Annotated in this window: 14 protein-coding genes; 1 reads left to right on the top strand and 13 read right to left on the bottom strand. The window is 71.7% G+C overall.

What is annotated here, in order from left to right; translation table 11 throughout:
- The 7 genes from GA0115242_RS11275 to GA0115242_RS11240 form a co-directional block, all read right to left on the bottom strand.
- Positions 1-1,316 (bottom strand): AI-2E family transporter (locus GA0115242_RS11275; RefSeq protein ID WP_093827227.1); only part of this gene is annotated, 1,316 nt, incomplete at its 3' end.
- Positions 1,317-1,486: 170 nt separating this feature from the next.
- Positions 1,487-2,182 (bottom strand): aggregation-promoting factor C-terminal-like domain-containing protein, encoded by a 696-nt coding sequence (locus GA0115242_RS11270; protein ID WP_176729796.1) that lies wholly within the window; start codon positions 2,180-2,182, stop codon positions 1,487-1,489.
- A 448-nt stretch (positions 2,183-2,630) separates the two neighbouring features.
- Positions 2,631-3,956 (bottom strand): PhoH family protein, encoded by a 1,326-nt coding sequence (locus GA0115242_RS11265; protein WP_093827204.1) that lies wholly within the window; start codon positions 3,954-3,956, stop codon positions 2,631-2,633.
- Between the two features lie 340 nt (positions 3,957-4,296).
- Positions 4,297-5,070, bottom strand: coding sequence for an isoprenyl transferase (locus tag GA0115242_RS11255; protein ID WP_093827200.1), 774 nt, complete (start codon positions 5,068-5,070; stop codon positions 4,297-4,299).
- A gap of 830 nt (positions 5,071-5,900) precedes the next feature.
- Positions 5,901-6,776 carry an LLM class flavin-dependent oxidoreductase gene (locus tag GA0115242_RS11250; RefSeq protein ID WP_093827198.1) on the bottom strand — a complete coding sequence of 292 codons (876 nt, stop codon included), beginning with the start codon at positions 6,774-6,776 and terminating at the stop codon, positions 5,901-5,903.
- Positions 6,777-6,847: 71 nt separating this feature from the next.
- Positions 6,848-7,882: a hypothetical protein gene (locus GA0115242_RS11245; RefSeq protein ID WP_370672270.1), complete on the bottom strand. Its 1,035-nt coding sequence runs from the start codon at positions 7,880-7,882 to the stop codon at positions 6,848-6,850.
- Positions 7,870-8,526: a hypothetical protein gene (locus tag GA0115242_RS11240; RefSeq protein ID WP_093827196.1), complete on the bottom strand. Its 657-nt coding sequence runs from the start codon at positions 8,524-8,526 to the stop codon at positions 7,870-7,872. The genes GA0115242_RS11245 and GA0115242_RS11240 overlap by 13 nt, the downstream gene beginning before the upstream one ends.
- 232 nt (positions 8,527-8,758) lie before the next feature.
- Here GA0115242_RS11240 and GA0115242_RS11235 point away from each other — a divergent pair, with 232 nt between their 5' ends.
- On the top strand, positions 8,759-9,136 hold the full coding sequence (locus tag GA0115242_RS11235) for a DUF192 domain-containing protein (RefSeq protein ID WP_093827194.1): 378 nt from the start codon (positions 8,759-8,761) through the stop codon (positions 9,134-9,136).
- Positions 9,137-9,156: 20 nt separating this feature from the next.
- Here the strand turns inward: GA0115242_RS11235 and GA0115242_RS11230 are convergent, their stop codons facing one another.
- The 6 genes from GA0115242_RS11230 to GA0115242_RS11205 all read right to left on the bottom strand — a co-directional run bounded on the left by GA0115242_RS11230 (position 9,157) and on the right by GA0115242_RS11205 (position 14,380).
- Positions 9,157-9,993 carry a hypothetical protein gene (locus GA0115242_RS11230; RefSeq protein ID WP_093827192.1) on the bottom strand — a complete coding sequence of 279 codons (837 nt, stop codon included), beginning with the start codon at positions 9,991-9,993 and terminating at the stop codon, positions 9,157-9,159.
- Positions 9,990-12,080, bottom strand: coding sequence for a hypothetical protein (locus GA0115242_RS11225; RefSeq protein ID WP_141721573.1), 2,091 nt, complete (start codon positions 12,078-12,080; stop codon positions 9,990-9,992). The genes GA0115242_RS11230 and GA0115242_RS11225 overlap by 4 nt, the downstream gene beginning before the upstream one ends.
- 217 nt (positions 12,081-12,297) lie before the next feature.
- A complete protein-coding gene (locus tag GA0115242_RS11220) occupies positions 12,298-12,945 on the bottom strand; it encodes an OmpA family protein (RefSeq protein ID WP_093827188.1) in 648 nt (215 codons plus the stop codon).
- Positions 12,946-12,952: 7 nt separating this feature from the next.
- On the bottom strand, positions 12,953-13,528 hold the full coding sequence (locus GA0115242_RS11215; RefSeq protein ID WP_093827186.1) for a hypothetical protein: 576 nt from the start codon (positions 13,526-13,528) through the stop codon (positions 12,953-12,955).
- Between the two features lie 34 nt (positions 13,529-13,562).
- Positions 13,563-14,183 (bottom strand): pilus assembly protein TadG-related protein, encoded by a 621-nt coding sequence (locus tag GA0115242_RS11210; protein ID WP_093827185.1) that lies wholly within the window; start codon positions 14,181-14,183, stop codon positions 13,563-13,565.
- The gene (locus tag GA0115242_RS11205; RefSeq protein WP_093827182.1) at positions 14,183-14,380 is read right to left on the bottom strand and encodes a Flp family type IVb pilin; all 198 of its coding nucleotides are present in this window, start codon (positions 14,378-14,380) and stop codon (positions 14,183-14,185) included. Before GA0115242_RS11205 ends, GA0115242_RS11210 begins: the two co-directional genes overlap by 1 nt.
- Between the last annotated feature and the right edge of the window lie 178 nt (positions 14,381-14,558).

The following is a 14,558-nucleotide window of genomic DNA, read 5'->3' as shown; positions in this document are numbered from 1 at the left end:
ACGGGGACGGTCCCGGCCGCCCCGGCCGTCGCGGGTACCTCGCCGCGCTGCCGGGCCGCGTCGGCGAGGTTCTGGTCGTGCGCGTACGCCCGCAGATAGCCGACCACCGTGTTGGTGACCGCCACCAGCGGCACCGCGACCACCGCGCCGCCGATGCCCGCGATCATGCCGCCGCCCGCCACCGAGAGCACCACGGCGAGGGGGTGGACACGGACCGCGCGCCCCAGGATGAACGGCTGCAGGACGTGGCCCTCGATCTGCTGCACCGCCAGGACCACCACGAGGGTCATCACCGCGGTGAAGACGCCCTGCGTCACCAGCGCCACGACGATCGCGAGGGCGCCCGAGGCGACCGCGCCGACCAGCGGGATGAAGGAGAACAGGAAGATGAAGACGGCCAGCGGGACGGCCATCGGCACGTTGAGGAAGTAGATGCCGAGGCCGATGAAGATGGCGTCGATGAGGGCGACCAGCACCGTGCCGCGCACGTACGCGGTCAGCGTGCGCCAGGCGCGCGGTCCGGCGCCCGCGACACCCGGACGGGCCGCGGCGGGCACCAGCTTGAGCGTCCAGTGCCAGATGCGCCGGCCGTCGTAGAGCAGGAACAGCGTGGAGAACATCGCCAGCAGGATGCCGGTGAGCGCCTCGACGATGACCTGGACGCCCTCGAGACCGGCGGACGTTATCTGGTCGGTGTTGGCGCCGATCGCCTCACGGAGGTTCTTCGCGATCTGGTTGATCTGCTTGTCGGTGACGTGGAAGGGGCTGTTCAGCAGCCACTTGCGGAGTTCGTCGATGCCGTCCTGTATCTGGTCGGAGAGCGTGTCGATGTTCTCCATGACCTGCCAGGTCACGAACCAGCCGATCAGCCCCATCACGACGAAGCCGGAGATCGCGGTGAGCGCCGTGGCCAGCCCGCGCGGCACGCCGTAGCGGCAGAGCCGGGCCACCGTCGGGTGCAGCAGCGCGGTGATCAGCAGGGCGGCGACGAAGGCGAGGACCAGCAGTTGGACGGCGCTGATCACCCGCATCAGCACCCAGACCGTGCCCGCGAGCACCAGCAGCCGCCAGCTCGCCTCGGCGGCGACCCGCACCCCCCAGGGGACGGCGTGCGCCGGATCAGGACGGGTGACCACCACCGGGTGGGTCTCGACCGCATGCTCTCCGGACCGGTCCGCGCCTCCCGGACGGTGCGACGGACGGGCGGTGCCGCCCTCGTCCTCCCGTTCGGCCTCGGCGCGGCGCTCGTCGAGCCGTTCACTCATCTCGGTCAGTCGGCTGCCGACCCGACCGAGCCACCCTGGCACTCGCGACATGATCCGTCCTCTTCCCCCGTCTTTCACCACCACTCCCCCCGGAGTCGGTTGCGTGTCCGACCGTACAGGGCGACAGCCCCTCCCCTAGGACGGGGAGGGGCTGCGCGGGGTTGAGAGGGGGGCCGCCGAGGGCGGCCGACCCGTCGCCGGTACGGGTACCGGCCGTCCTGCTAGTACCAGCTGTTGGCCTGCCAGAAGGACCACGCGTCACACGGGCTGCCGTAGCGGCCGTCCATGTAGCTGAGGCCCCACTTGATCTGGGTGGCCGGGTTGGTCTGCCAGTCGGAACCGGCGGACGAGTACTTGGAGGCGGGCAGCGCCTGGAAGAGACCGTAGGCACCGGACGAGGCGTTCGTCGCGTGCATGTTCCAGCTCGACTCGTGGTTCACGATGTTGCTGAAGCACTGGAACTGGCTGCTCGGCACCATCTGACGGGCCATCGCCTGGATCTGGGCCACGGAGTACGAGCTCTGCACGGCGAAGGAGGAGGCGTCGCGCGTGGCGTCACGGGCGGCCGCAGCCTTGGCCTCGGCACGCTCCTTGGCCTCCTTGGCAGCCTTCTCCGCGGCTTCCTTCTTCGCGACCGCGGTCTTGGCGGCCTCCTTGCGGGCCGATTCCTCCGCGTCCTTCTTGGCGGAGGCGTCCGCCGCGATGGCCTGTGTCTCGGCCTGCTGCGTCAGGGACGCGGTCTGCACCTGGGCCTGCTGACCCGCGGGTATGTCCGCGAGGAGCGTGGCGTCGGCAGCCGTTGTCTCGGCGTCGTTGTTCTGCGCGACGCTGCCCGAGGCAACACCGACGACGCTTCCGACAGCGGTGACCGCGGTGGCCGAGGCCACTGCGAATCCCCGGACCGAAATCCGGCTCACACGGTTTCCTTCCAGCATCGCCCGCTTCGGTGACCGTGGCGGACGCAATCGTGCCCCTGGCGCTGGCCTCCGTACTGCGGGGTCACGGGAGGCGCGGACCCGGTGGGCAACTCCCGTGGCGGGAGCGCCGCGTGGTGCTCGGGCGGCATACGACGACGCTGTGGAGTTGGCGGTGGTGCGCGGGTGGTGCCGTGCTGCTCCGCACTGTGCGAGTGCGGGGGCACCCCCAGGGATACCTGTGTGTCGTATGCGGGGCCTGACAGGAAGGAGACTCTGCCGTACGGCTACGCCGGGAGGCAATTCCGAGTTGCGTGTGAAAGCTCACATCCCGTTTGGCCCACGGCATTTCAAGAAACACGCACGCGCGAAGGCGCCGCCCGGCTAGGCTCACTGGCTTTGCCGGACGGCGCCAACCGTCAGGTGACCGGCCCTCGCCGGGCACCGGCCGTCAGAGCTGCACGTCCTCCAGCATCTCCGTCACCAGGGCCGCGATCTGCGACCTCTCGGACCTGGTCAGGGTCACGTGCGCGAAGAGCGGATGCCCCTTCAGCTTCTCGACGACGGCGACGACCCCGTCGTAGCGGCCGACCCGGAGGTTGTCGCGCTGCGCCACGTCGTGGGTGAGGACCACCCGCGAGTTGGCGCCGATCCGCGACAACACGGTGAGCAGGACGTTCCGTTCCAGCGACTGCGCCTCGTCCACGATCACGAACGCGTCGTGCAGCGAGCGGCCGCGGATGTGGGTGAGCGGCAGCACCTCCAGCATCCCGCGGGCGGTGACCTCCTCGATGACCTCGCGGCTGGTGACCGCGGACAGCGTGTCGAAGACCGCCTGCGCCCAGGGGCTCATCTTCTCGGACTCGGACCCGGGCAGGTAGCCGAGGTCCTGCCCGCCCACCGCGTACAGCGGCCGGAAGACCATCACCTTCTTGTGCTGACGGCGCTCCAGGACCGCTTCGAGGCCCGCGCAGAGCGCCAGCGCCGACTTTCCGGTGCCGGCCCGGCCGCCCATCGACACGATCCCGATGTCCGGGTCGAGGAGCAGGTCGAGCGCGATGCGCTGCTCGGCGCTGCGGCCCTTGATGCCGAACGCCTCGCGGTCGCCGCGCACCAGCCGGATGGAGCCCTCCGGGGTCACCCTGCCGAGCGCCTTGCCGCGCTCGGACTGGATGGTCAGGCCGGTGTGCACGGGGAGGTCCTCGGCCTCCGGCACGCGCACATGGCCGTCCTCGAAGAGGATGTCGACCTGTTCACCCGGAAGGGTCAGCTCGGACATCCCCGTCCAGCCGGAGTTCTCCGTGATGGCGAGTTCGGCGCGGTACTCCTCGGCCAGCAGGCCGACCGAGGACGCCTTGATCCTGAGCGGGAGGTCCTTCGACACGACGGTGACGTCGAAGCCCTCGGCCTGGAGGTTGCGGGCGACCGCGAGGATGCGGGAGTCGTTGTCCCCCAGGCGGTAGCCGCTGGGCAGCACGCTGGGGTCCGAGTGGTTGAGCTCGACCCGGACCGTCCCGCCCAGCTCCCCGATCGGGATCGGGGCGTCGAGACGCCCGTACCGCACCCGGTAGTCGTCGAGCAGCCTGAGGGCCTGCCGGGCGAAGTAGCCGAGCTCGGGATGGTGCCGCTTGGCCTCCAGCTCGGTGACCACGACGATCGGGAGCACCACTTCGTGCTCCTCGAACCGGGTCAGGGCGTTGGGATCGGCCAGCAGGACGCTGGTGTCGAGAACGTAGGTGCGCCGGTCGGTCTTGTGGCGCTTTGCGCTGGTCACCACGGAAGGACGTACCCCCTCGGATGAGGTCGGGGAGCGACGGAGTGGAGTGCCGGGTACGGCTGGGCGGGACGGATCCCGACCGGTCGACGGCCGCCTTGCACGGGCCGGGGACCGGCCCTCCACTGCTTCTGCCGTGCCGAGACCGCACGGTCGGGCTGGTGCAAAGGGCCTCCCGGGCGGACGGCCCCGTGCCGTCCGCTGAGATCCGACACCCGTGGTTCGGGCGTCGACCTGCCAGGGTTATGCCCTCGAACCCGCGTGACCATGCCACACCACAGGGCGGCGTGCTGGTGAACTCCTTGTTACTTCCGCTGCCGAAGGGGTATACGAGGCGGTTCGGTCAGCCTCCGTAGCGGCGGTGTCGCGCCGCGTAGTCACGCAGGGCGCGCAGGAAGTCGACCTTGCGGAAGGCCGGCCAGAAGACCTCACAGAAGTAGTACTCCGAGTGGGCCGTCTGCCACAGCATGAAACCGGACAGACGCTGCTCCCCGCTGGTCCGGATCACCAGATCGGGGTCCGGCTGCGCCTTGGTGTAGAGGTGGCGTCCGATCATGTCGACGTCGACGGCGTCGGCCAGCTCCTCCATCGAGGTGCCCTTGTCGGCCGCGTCCTGGATCATCGAGCGGACGGCGTCGGCGATCTCCTGCCGTCCGCCGTAGCCGATGGCGACGTTGACCACTATCCCGTCGACGTGGGCGGTGGACTCCGCCGCCTCCTTCAGCGCGATCCGCATCTGGGCGGGCAGCCGGTCGGAGGTGCCGACGTGGTGCACCCGCCAGCGGCCGTCGGCGGCGAGGGTGCGCACGACGTCCTCGATGATGCCGAGGAGCGGACCGAGTTCGTCCTGCGGCCGGTCGAAGTTGTCCGTCGACAGCAGCCAGAGGGTGACGACCTCGACGTCCGTCTCGGTGCACCAGCCGAGGAACTCCTCGATCTTCTCGGCGCCCGCGCGGTGGCCGTGCACGGTGCTGGAACCCGCGGCCTTCGCCCAGCGGCGGTTGCCGTCCATGATGACGCCGATGTGCTTGGGCACCTGAGCGTGGTCCAGGTGGCCTTCCACCCGGCGTGCGTACAGCCTGACCAACAGGCCGCGCAGCTTGTCGCGCAGGTTCACGTGATTGTCAGCCCCTCCGTAGGGATCGGACAGGCACGACCCGGGCTCGGCACTCGGCCGAGGGCGGGCCCTGTCCGTTGGCGGTCCGGGGTCTTCCGTACGACGGGTCCCCGGGGGCGAAGCCTACCCCCGCCGGGTGGCCCGGCGGCCAACGGGGACGGGAGCGCAAGGGCCCCGCGGCGGACGGGCGGGGAAGGGGGAGCGAACGGCCCGGGGCTGCGCGGCGGGCGGGCCGGGACAGAAAAACGGGCCGGTCCGTGGGGGGGAGACGGACCGGCCCGAGGGGGGGTTTCCACCATAACCCTTCGTAAGGGAAGTCGCGCGCATCGGCGTGCCACAACTACTCTCCGGATTCGTCCGGCGACTCCCGGCGGGCTCCCAAGTGGCCTCCGCAGGGCTTGCCCCTGGCCGAAACGCGGCGCATGACCAGGGCAGTTGGGGCGAATCCATGGAGATCATGGGGATCGGGTGTGGAATTCACTCCCTGTGCCGATCGGGTGGCGGCATCCCCCACTCGGGTGACGGAGCGACACGCGGGGCCTTGACGCCGCGTCGGCGGCGGGCGGTGCGGGCGGCGACCGGGGGTGCGGGCGGAAGCCGGGGGTCCGGGCGCCGCGCAGCCCCCTCCACTGCGCGGTGCCACCCGCGCGGCTTTGCTCACGCGAATTACCTGGGTCTGAAGTTACGTCAGACACGCCGGGGAAGCGAGGCCACCTCGATAACGATGTGGAAACTCCGGCGTGACCTGTGAATGCGGGGCGGGAGGGAGGCCGGGGCGTCGATTCGGCAGCGGACCCGCCGCGCGGGCGCCGCCGTTCCACCGCTCCCGGTCACGGCAGCAGGGGTCTGACCTGCTCCGCCGCGAACCGGACGAACCCCTCGGGGTCCGGTTCGTCGCCGGTCGGCTGCAGGACGACGGTGTCGGCCCCGGCCTCGGCGAGCCGCAGGACCGCCTCGGCGACGGCGCCCGCGTCCCCGGCGACCCCGAGTCCGGGAACCTGGTCGAGCCCCTCGGCGGCGAGGTCGGCGCGGAGCCGGTCGGCGGCGTCCTGACCGGTCGCCGCGAGCAGGTAGACGACGACCTCGTGCGGGTCGCCCGTCCGTCCGGCCGCCTCCCGGCCCTGGTCGACGAGGCGGCGGGCGGCGCGGACGCCGTCCGGGGACGTCGCCGACGTGAGCACCGTGCCGTCGGCGGCCTCCCCGGTCAGCCGCAGCGAACGGGGGCCGGTGGCACCGGCGAGGACCGGGACCGCGGCGGCGGGCGGCCAGTCGAGGGCGACGCCGTCGAGGTGGACGTAACGCCCGTCGACGGTGACCTGCTCCCCGGCCAACAGGGCGCGCAGCGCGGCGAGATGCTCGCGCAGCAGGGTGACGGGCGACTCGGCGCGCGCGCCGACCTGGCCCATCCAGTCCTGGACGCCGTGGCCGACGGCGAGGACCGGGCGGCCGGGGAACATGCGGTGCAGGGAGGCGGCCTCCATCGCGGTGAGGGCGACGTTGCGCAACGGCACCGGCAGCAGGCCGACGCCGATCCTGACCCGCTCGGTCCAGGCGAGCGCGGCCGCGGCGGTGGAGATGCCGCCCTCCCGGAAGCAGTCCTCCCAGAGCCAGAGCTGGTCGAGTCCTGACGCGTCGGCGAGCCGCACGACCGATCGGAGCCGCTCGGGCGGGAGTTGGGGGCGGAAGACGGCGCCGAATCCAGTCATGCGGGTGTCCCTACCCGGCGGGGGCGGATTCGTACCGCGGCACGGCGCCGCCGTGGCTCCGGCGGCGCCGCTCAGCGGTTGACCGACTGGATCTCCTGGACGACGACGTCCTGGGTGGCGCCGAAGGTCCCGTCGGGGAGGTCACCGCCCGCTCCGCCGCTGCCGGTCCAGTGGATCTTCCAGGTGACGGTGGCGCGCAGCGGGTAGGAACCGTCGCCGGAGGACCGCAGGTACTTCACACCGCAGGGCGGGGTACGGGTGGCTTTCCCCTTGGCGTAGGGCTCGCCGATGCGGCCGTCCACGATCGCGCAGGCGCCGGACGCCGGGTAGGTCGCCGCGTCCGCCGTACCCGGGTCGATCTTGAGGGAGACGGGTTCCGCGGTCGCGGTCGCCTCGATGCCCAGCACCGGCACGGACGCCGTCACGGAGACGGGCTTGAACTCCGCCGCGTCCAGCCACGCCCAGGTGGGGAGATTGACCTTGGTCCGGTTCGCCGGGGCGAGCGTCACCTCGGTGCCCGGTACCCGGATCTCGGCATAGGCGAGTTCGGCGAGGATCTCCGGTGTGACCGCGTTCTGGATGTTCGCGGGCGGAGCGGCGCCCTTGTCGACCCAGAAGGTCTCCTCGTCGCAGGCGTCCCAGCCCGGCGGGAAGTCCTCGTTGACGTACGAGTCCCACCAGTAGCCGTCGCCGGACTTGTCCTTGTTGAAGTCCTTGTACGGTTTGCCGTTGACATAGCGGTCGCGCTGGGTGGCGTCCCACTCGTAGCCGGTCGATCCGGCGTCCCAGATCGGCTTCAGATACTTCTCGAGCTGCTCGGGCGTGTACTTCGGGGCGTACCAGCAGGCGGGGGGTGTCCAGGCGGTGGCCGAGGTCACCGCACCGGCCGACTTCCCGCTGCCGTTCTTCGAACGGTCGAAGACGATGCCGCCGACGGTGACGGAGACGGAGCCGTCTTCACCGGTGTCGGCGTGCTGTTCGTTTCCGTCCTGGCCGTAGTTTCCCCGGCCGCCCTTGTCGGCGAAGGCCGCGGTGGAGACGGTGGAAAAGGCGAAGGCCAGAGCCAGTACCGCCGTGGCCCTCAGCGAACTCCTCACGGCTGGCACGTCTTGTCCCCCCGGTTCGAAACGACGTCGGTGGTCTGCCAGACGCCCTTGGCATTCCTGACGAGCTTGCTGTGGTAGAGCACGTAGGACCTCGATGTCGCGGGCGACCTGTCGACCTTCTTGGTCTTCTTGTTCTCGATGAACGCCTTGCTCTCGTCGGAGCAGTAACTGACGTAGGCCTTGGTCTCGCCGGACAAGGTCACCTTCCAGTCGCGGTAGGTGGTCTCGCCGATCCAGGTCTCACCGGCATCGATGTACCCCTGGATGTAGGTGATCTGCGAGCTGAGAGCCTTGTCGGTGTTGTAGAAACCGAGGGCCTTCGTTCCCGTGCTGCCCTGGAAGACGGCGTCGTCCACCGAGTTGATGCTCAGGGTGCTGTCGGAGAAGACGGTGTCCTTCACGGCGTTGCCCGTCTTCTCGTACTCGAAGACGTTCTTGGCGTAGGACGGGAAAGTGATGCGGGGCCGGGCGGCGGAGTCCGCGGCGCTCGGGCTCGGTGAGGCCGACGCCTTCGTGCCCGTCTCCGCGCCCGTGATCTTGTCGTTGGTCTTCGTGTCCTTGCCGTCGTTCCCGCATGCAGACAGGCACAGGGCCGTGACGGTGGTCAGGGTGATCGCTGCTAGCACGGTGGGGCGGCGGTTCACTGTCGGCTCCTGGGCAGGTGGGAATTCTCGCAAGCGAAGCAACGCTATCCAGCGGCGTGCGGTGACACCAGGGTGATCCTTGGCTACGGATGGAGCGTATGAGTCCAAAACGACCGCCCGCGGTTGCGGTCGCGGGGTCACGGTTGCGTCACGCGTGACCGCCGGACGGGGTGAACGCCGGCCGTCCAGCCGCTACGTTCGGTGCGGACGACACCACGGGAGGTGGCTCGGCATGGGGCGTCGGTGGCGGGACGGGCGGGGGACGCTGGTCGTGGCCGAACCGGACGGCGCGAGGGTGCCGTTGGAGCTGGCGACCTCCTACCGGGCCCGCACCCGGGGCCTGTTGGGGCGGGACGGGATCGACGGCGCGATGCTGCTGTCGCCCGCCGGGAGTGTGCACACCTTCCGGATGCGTCTCCCGATCGATGTCGCCTATCTGGACCGGCGGTTGAGGGTCGTCGCGGTGCGGACCATGCGGCCCGGACGGCTGGGGATGCCCCGGCTGCGGTCGCGGCACGTGCTGGAGGCCGAGGCCGGGACGATGGCGGGGTGGGGGATCCGGCCGGGCGTGCGGGTCGAGGTGGTCGCGGAGGGCGACGGCCGCCCGTAGCCCGGCGGCGGGGTCCGCTGTCACCAGGGGAGAAGGCCCGGGGTCCGCGCGTGCCACCAGTCCGGCTCCCGGTCCCCCGCGCCGGAGGGCTCGCCCACGGTCCGTTCGCGGTAGACGCCGTCCAGGATCGCCAACAGGGGCCGCAGCGACGGCACTTCGACGGCCATGTCGTCCAGCGTGTCCCGGGAACGCAGGTCCCGCGCGAACAGGTCCTCGCGGTAGTGCCCGGACGGCCGCCAGTCCGCGTCCAGACGGCGCACGAGGCGTTCCCAGACCCGCAGATGGTGGTGGAGCCCGCCCTCGGGGCTCGCCGCCGGGCCGTTCGGGCGGTCGGCGAGGAACGCGTCGGCCAGCGGGGTCGGCAGCGGCTCCCGGTCGAGGATCTCGGGGAGGATCTCGACGGTCGCGCCGGGGAGGTCGGGGACGGGTTCCTGCGTCGCCGTCACCCGGTACGCCGGCCCGCCGTCGTCGCCGTCCGCGTCGTCGAGCGGTTCGAGACGGCAGCGGACGGTGCGCCCGTCCGGCACCGCCACCCAGTAGGCGCTGGGGAGTTGGTCCGCGTCCGGGTAGAGGACCGAGGTGCCGGTGGCGGCCGCGAGGCCCAGCGCGAGGGCCCGTTCGGTGGCGTCGGGGTCGGCGGCGGGCGTGACGGTGACGTCCAGTTCCGAGGCGACGTCGGAGGCGCGGGGCAGGCGGCGGTACCCGCACAGGACCGGGGCGTCCCAGTCGCGGTCGGCCTGGTCGCCGTCCGCGTCCGCCACGTCGACCGCGCTCTCCGGGAGCGCCAGCGCCCGCGCGAGGGCGCGGCGCAGGGCGGCCGGGGCCGGGGCCGCGACGGTGAGCAGGTTCGCGATCACTGGTACGTCCCGTCGTAGATCTCCTTGGCCTTCTGGACCTTCGCCGGATTGTCGACGAATTTCGGGTCGCGCCGCAATTGCTGGGAGGCGTCCAGGTCGCCCTTGTTGCGGGCGATCTCCTTCAGCGCCGCGTACTCGATCCGGTCCAGTTCCACCAGGCCGGGGCCCGACTTGGGGAAGACGGTGCCGTTGCCCTCGACCTCGTAGGTGCGGCCGTCGATCCGGTAGGTGTTGCCGTCGGGCAGGAGTTCCGCGCGGCCCTCGGCGATGCCCTCGATGTCGGCGCGGACCAGGTCCTCGTTGCCGCGCAGGATCACCGTGTTGCGCTCCTTGACCTGGCCACTGGCCCAACCGCTGGCGGTGTGGCGCTTGTTGGGGAACTTGAGCAGTTTGCCCCGGGCCGGGCCCGCGATGTCGTCCTTGGCCTGCCAGCTCCCGGCGGGCCGGTCGCCGCCGTTCTTGCCCTCGGCCTCGTCGACCGCCCGGTCCGCCGCGTCGGCCTGTTCGCGGGCCTCCCGGGCGGCCCGCTCGGCCTCCTCGTCGCAGCCGTCCTGCGCGAGGAGGAAGGAGGAGGGGCGGGGGGTGGCGGTCCAGCGCACCGGAGCGGCCGGGCCCGCCGCCAGGACGGTCGTGCCGGTGCCCCCGGCGCCCCGCGGCGGAACGGGCACCCCGGCGCCAGGGTCGCCCGCGTACGGGGCACGGCGGGGCGGCGCCGCGATCACGCAGCCGGTCTCCCTGGCCTTGCGCTCGGCCTCGGCGGCCGCGTCGTCGGCCTCCTTGGCGGCCTTCTCCGCGCCCTCCAGGTCGCCCGCCCGCGCCGCCTTCCTGGCGTCCTCCGCGGCCTCGGCCGCCTTCTCGGCCAGCTTCCCCAACTTGCCCAGCCTGCCCAGGACTCCGGCCTTCTCGACGAGCTTCGCGCCGTCGTAGCCGGGGATGAAGAGGGATCCGACGTTCCAGAGGACCGTCGTCACTGCGCGGGTCTGCTCGCCGTCGTTCCAGCGGTCGGCCACGTCGTCGCCGACGAACATGTCCCACAGGACCGTGCCGCCGGTCTTCAGGGAGGCGCCGCCCCAGTCCAGGAGGGCGCCCAGGTAGTCGCCCCCGGACCACTTGCGGGCGGCGTCCCTGGAGTTGTCGAGCCACTCGTCGCCGAGGTGACTGCCGTAGTCGGCGAGGCCGGAGAAGGAGTCCGCGGGGTGGCGGACCAGGTCGTAGACGCCGGTCAGGTCGCCCCAGACACCGTCCACGACGAGGCCCTGGCCGACCTGCTTCACCTGGTCGCCGGCGCAGCCGAAGAAGGCACCGACGCCGGAGAAGCAGCCGTCGTCGTCATCGCCGCCGCCGTCGCCGCCGCCCTGGTCCTTCGCGTCGTCGTCCGCACTCCCCTGCGGGGTGTCCGCGGGGGCCTTGCCCGGCTGCCCGGACGCGTCGGTCGCGGTGCGGGTGGGCGACGCCGGGCAGGCGGTGCCCGTCACCTCGCAGACGGTCGCCCGCAGTTCGCCGTAGATCTGCGCGCCGAGCCCGGTGACGAGCAGCGCGATGACGACGGCGGCGACCAGGGCGACGAGGCCCGCGTACTCGACGGACGTCTGGCCGCCGTCGGAGCGCCACCGGATCATGCGGGCGACGGAGAACGGGCGGTGCCCCGCGCGGTCGGCGTCCGGGAGGCCGTACCAGTCGCGGCTTTGGGGCCGCAGCAGGAGGGCCAGGACCACGGCGGGGACGAGGAGTTGGACGGCGCCGCGGGGCGAGCCCGCCGCGAGGTTCCCCACGGCACCCACGAGCAACCAGAGCTGGACGACGACCAGACCGAGCCAGGTCCCCCGGCCGCCCCTGCCGGTGCGCCGGGCCAGCAGGTGGCCGAGGACGCCGGGGGCGGCGCCGTACGCGACGAGGGCCAGCAGGCCGCCGTCGAGGGAACCGTACGACGCCGCGGTGAGCACGGCGCCGGCGCCGCCGACGACCGTGATCACACACAGCGCGTGGACCAGCACCAGGGCCGTCGCGAGCGGGGTGGGCGGTCGCCGCCGCCCCCCTCGTTCCGGCGGCGCCGCCCCGAACCCGCCGGTTCCCCCGATCGCTGACATGCCCGGCCCCCCGCCGTCGGTCCACTACGGGTTCGACGGTAGGCAGCCGGGACGCGGGCGGCATGGGCCCATGGACCCAAATCGGCACCCAAAGGACGTGCGGGCAGCGGGAGTTCAGGAACGGTGCGGGTGCGGGGAGCGACGGAGGACGCCCCCGGGCCGCCGCGCGGGCAGCCGCCCGGGGGCGTCGTCGGCCGTGCTCACCGGCGGCGGGCCGTCAGGTGTCCGTGCGCGGGAACGACACCTCGACCCGGCGGTTCTTCTTGCGGCCCGCCTCCGTCGCGTTGTCGGCGATCGGGTACTGCTCGCCGTAGCCGCGGACCTCGAAGGTGACGTCGGGGTCGTTCAACTCCCGTGCCAGGACGTCCTGCACGGCGTTGGCGCGCTTCCGGGACAGGACGTCGCCGTGCGCCGAGGAGCCGAGGTTGTCGGTGAAGCCGAAGACGCGGATCTTCGTCGCGTTCTGGTTCTTGATCTCGTCGGCGATGCCGGAGATTCGGGACTTCGCCTCGCTGCTGAGCTTCGCGCTGTCCTTGCCGAAGAGGACCTCGGCCTGGAGGGCGAACTTCACGTCCGAGTTGGTGTCCTCGCGCCGTTCGTCGCCGCTCTGGTCCTCCACGACGGACTTGATGTCGAGGACCTTGGGGTCGGCGAGGGTGGCGCCCTCGGGGAGCTTGAGGTCGGGGTCGTTGGCGTCGACCTTCACGGGCGCGGCGGCGTGCGCCTCGGTGCCCGGCGGGACGCTGGGGTCGTCGTCGGCGCGGGCCGCGGCGGCGCCGAGGAGCTGGGCGGCGACCAGGAGCGAGGCCGCGGTGAGGGTCAGGGCGAGGCCGGGTGTCCTGGTCCGGTTCCTGGTAGGGGTCATCGCCGCCTCACCCGGAGATCTTGATGGTCGCGGCGGCGAACGTCGGCAGCTGGAAGGTGACATCGGTGGTGCTGGTCGGCGGCGCCGGGAACTGCATGAAGACCGGGATGGAGTCACCCGCCTTGAGCCGGGGCATCCCGGTGGTCGTCAGAGGGCGGCCGTCGGTGTCCCGCAGCACGTAGTAGCGCTTCTTCCCCCCGGGATCCACGAGCGTCGCGCCGCCCAGGGACGAACCGTGCCGGATGATCTCGGTCTCGTCGCCCGCCGCCCGCACCGAGAGCCGGACGGGCTGGGCGCCGTCGTTCTTGAGCTCGCCGCCGACGGTGACGAACCCTCCCGCGTCCCTCTTGGCCGAGGTGATCCGCAGGAGCAGGCCGTCCTCGCCCTTGAGTTCCGCCAGCGTCTCGTCGGTCCCCTCCTGTGCACTCGGTCCGGACCCGCCGTTCGGGGACGCCGACGCGGAGGTGTCCGGCTTCTTGGCCTCTCCCCCGCCGCCGCAGCCGGCCACGCCGACGGCCAGTCCGGCCGCGACGGTCAGCGCGACCATCCCCTTGCGGGCCTTCCCCGTGAACCGAATGCTCATGACTCCGCTTCCTTCATCACTCGTCGTTCGCTTGTCAGTCGGCCAGATGGACGTCGAACAGGTCCTTGGGCTTAGGGAGTTCGGTGAGGTGCTCCGGGTCCAGATCCCAGTTCCTGTCCTTGCAGGTGAGCTTCGGCAGCACGATGTCGGCGGGGTCGCCCGGGTCACCGGTGTCCTCGCCGCCCCCGGTGGGCGGTACGAAGGTGCAGAGCGGCTCGATCACGGCCTTGGCCGACGCCTTGGCATAGGTGCCTTCCGTGCCGGGAACGATGGTGTCGCCGACGGGGTCGTTCTTCTGGACCCGAACTGTGTAGCTCAGATCCGTCAGCCGCGGGGCGCAATCGAGAACATGCGAGCCGTTGCGTCCCGCGAGCTGGTAAGCGCGGGCGCAGCCGTCGAGGACGGCCGCGTCGCCGTCGAGGAGGTCCCCCCACTTGGTGGGGTCGAGGACGTCCCGCACCCACTCGCCCGCGAGGACGTCCCGGGTGTCCTGGGCCGCCGCCAGAGCAGCCGCGTCGGCCGCCGTCTGGGTGCTGTTCCTGCTCGCCGCGGCCTGGCCGACCGCGAGGTACGCGAACGCGAGAAAGAGCAGGCCCCCCACCACCGTGATGTAGATGGGGAAGGCCTGCCCTGCGTCGTCGTGGCGCAGCCGCATCAGCCGCCGGTGACCTGGTCGATCTGATCCACGATGGCGTCGTAGATCGACTGGCCGATGTCCGTGCCCGTGATCGCCAGCACGATCGCCACGACCACCGCGATGATGCCCAGGTACTCGACCGCCGTCTGCCCCTTGTCGTTCCGCGCCGCGCGGGCCTTGAGGTACGAAACCGTGCTGTTGACCCAGTAGCTCATGGTGTTCCCCTCCGGTGCCGGTCGACCGCTGTCGGGTCGGCTCGCAAGTCTCCGTGTCGCCCGCGTGACCGGCTTCCTCCCGGCCGGTGCCACCGTCGACACCAGAAACGTACGCCGGATTCCGCTGTGCGCCAGAGGGCCCCAGGGCCCAATCGCGGGCCCAATCCGGGAGCCGGAC

This window comes from Streptomyces sp. SolWspMP-5a-2 (assembly GCF_900091845.1).
Taxonomy (GTDB): Bacteria; Actinomycetota; Actinomycetes; order Streptomycetales; family Streptomycetaceae; genus Streptomyces; species Streptomyces doudnae.
This window is presented reverse-complemented; position numbering and strand designations above follow the sequence as displayed.

Excerpts from the sequence above, each read along its gene's own strand:
- GA0115242_RS11220 (WP_093827188.1), bottom strand. The coding sequence starts at position 12,945 with ATGACCCCTACCAGGAACCGGACCAGGACACCCGGCCTCGCCCTGACC.
- GA0115242_RS11250 (WP_093827198.1), bottom strand. The coding sequence starts at position 6,776 with ATGACTGGATTCGGCGCCGTCTTCCGCCCCCAACTCCCGCCCGAGCGG.
- GA0115242_RS11205 (WP_093827182.1), bottom strand. The coding sequence starts at position 14,380 with ATGAGCTACTGGGTCAACAGCACGGTTTCGTACCTCAAGGCCCGCGCG.
- GA0115242_RS11235 (WP_093827194.1), top strand. The coding sequence starts at position 8,759 with ATGGGGCGTCGGTGGCGGGACGGGCGGGGGACGCTGGTCGTGGCCGAA.
- GA0115242_RS11210 (WP_093827185.1), bottom strand. The coding sequence starts at position 14,183 with ATGCGGCTGCGCCACGACGACGCAGGGCAGGCCTTCCCCATCTACATC.
- GA0115242_RS11215 (WP_093827186.1), bottom strand. The coding sequence starts at position 13,528 with ATGAGCATTCGGTTCACGGGGAAGGCCCGCAAGGGGATGGTCGCGCTG.
- GA0115242_RS11225 (WP_141721573.1), bottom strand. The coding sequence starts at position 12,080 with ATGTCAGCGATCGGGGGAACCGGCGGGTTCGGGGCGGCGCCGCCGGAA.